General features: G+C 43.2%; 3 protein-coding genes and 1 pseudogene. All 4 read right to left on the reverse strand.

Annotation, left to right across the window (positions count from 1 at the left end; translation table 11 throughout):
* Window positions 1–315 precede the first annotated feature (315 nt).
* Window positions 316–729, reverse strand: coding sequence for a hypothetical protein (locus FKG94_RS28540; protein WP_142930354.1), 414 nt, complete (start codon window positions 727–729; stop codon window positions 316–318).
* 75 nt (window positions 730–804) lie between these two features.
* On the reverse strand, window positions 805–1,140 hold the full coding sequence (locus FKG94_RS28545) for a hypothetical protein (protein ID WP_142930355.1): 336 nt from the start codon (window positions 1,138–1,140) through the stop codon (window positions 805–807).
* A 95-nt stretch (window positions 1,141–1,235) separates the two neighbouring features.
* On the reverse strand, window positions 1,236–1,391 hold the full coding sequence (locus FKG94_RS28915) for a hypothetical protein (protein ID WP_179957861.1): 156 nt from the start codon (window positions 1,389–1,391) through the stop codon (window positions 1,236–1,238).
* 140 nt (window positions 1,392–1,531) lie between these two features.
* Window positions 1,532–1,692 (reverse strand): annotated as a pseudogene (locus FKG94_RS29310) (IS30 family transposase); the annotation flags it as partial.

Consider the following 1,692-nt stretch of genomic DNA (forward strand, 5'->3'; position numbering starts at 1 on the left):
CCATTGCTCTGCCGTGCGATACTTCTTTGGTTCTGTCGTTGGGGTCATGTGTGCCTCCTTTGATGTAGAGGCCAGTGTATTGCGTGAGACCAGCAATCGGAATAGCGTCACCGAATGACCGCTTACTTATTTCTAACAGTATCGGCACTGGTTACACTAGATATTTGCCCAATAAGAAAAAGGCTAAATATTAAAAAGTGTTTTTTGTTCATTGTTGATGTCCTTAAGTTTTAAAATCTATAACGCCGCCATAACCGGCAGCCAGAGCGCAGCGTAGGCTGTCCGGCGCCGATAGGCGCGAAGTTAATGGCCTTGTTAAATGTTTTTGCACCAAACATCTAGCGCTCCTTTTGTATACAAACCTGAGCCCTCGGAGTAGATTCCATTTACCACCTGGCTCAAATTGGTTAAATTCAGCTCGCAGGCAAACGGTAGCTTATTGTGAGCCTGACTGATTGCTGATATTCGAATTTGACCCGCTTGTTCATCAAACCATGAATAGAACACCATTTTCAGATCACGGCTCTTTCGCTGGTAAAGGTCAGCGCAGCCAATTAGGAACTCTTGGACTGACTCTTTGCCCCATTCTTTGAGCAAACCTTCATTGAAGCCAAAAGAAACCATATTTGATCGCGCCTCCTCGTTGATATCTTCTGAGACAGTCATCTCGGTTTCTTCTTCTAGCTCTTCGAGCCATTTATTCAATGTGGTATGCATCTTCTCTGACATTTAACGCCGGTAGCAGAGGCAGCTATGGAGCCGCGAAGCGGCGGAATAGCTGTCCGCTGGCTATTTTGGTTATGTTTATTTTATATAGATACCTGTTATTTTTGGCGTATCCCAAACTGGACAACCATCTGTAACAAACAGTTTAACTTCCTTACCAGCCATAAAGGCTGATAAAAGCATGCTAAATGTTCGTTCATCTCGTGCAGATGAAATGTCGAATAGAAATTTATCAATCACAGTACAGCTAGTTGGATTGTTTGGAAAATTACCAGTAATTACTATATCTACCACTCCAGGTGGCTGCTGATTCAATTCGGCGATTTGTCCGTATCCAGTCCACCCAGCAGCCATTACCGAAAATGGGAGAAAGAGTGGCGTAAAACAAAAAACTATCTTTTTAAAACGGTGCATTGAATCTCCTTTTTACAGTAACATAACGCCCAAAGCAGGGGCGGCTGCGTAGCAGACGTCCCGCCCGAAGGGCTTTACTGCCTTTGATTGTTAGATTATTCACTGCTCGGCGGCACTCCATACCACATACCAAACCGGCCAGTAACCTTTGTATATTCAAGTATTTCACTAAAACTAATAGAGTAATACTCAGCTGCTTTTTCCAGATATTCGCGATCTAATTTACCACTGTAGCGCCCAACGATATCCATTTTCAGATCATGGGCACTTACTTCTCTACGAGAATATCTTGAACAAGCGCGAACAAATTTATAAAACCTGCGCTTATCTAAAGGATGACCAGAGTGCCACGGTAATCCCCCCGATAAATAATTGAGATGGATTCAACCGGTCAACGCAACATCTCGTTAAGCATAGCTGCTGGTGATCGATATCCCAAGGTTTTTCTTGGTCTATTGTTTAACTTAGAGGCAATTTTATTTAGGTACGATTGCGGGTAATCTGAAAGGTAGGTTCCTTTCGGAAAATACTGGCGTAATAGCCCATTAGTAT

This window comes from Exilibacterium tricleocarpae (assembly GCF_007004655.1).
Classification (GTDB): domain Bacteria; phylum Pseudomonadota; class Gammaproteobacteria; order Pseudomonadales; family Cellvibrionaceae; genus Exilibacterium; species Exilibacterium tricleocarpae.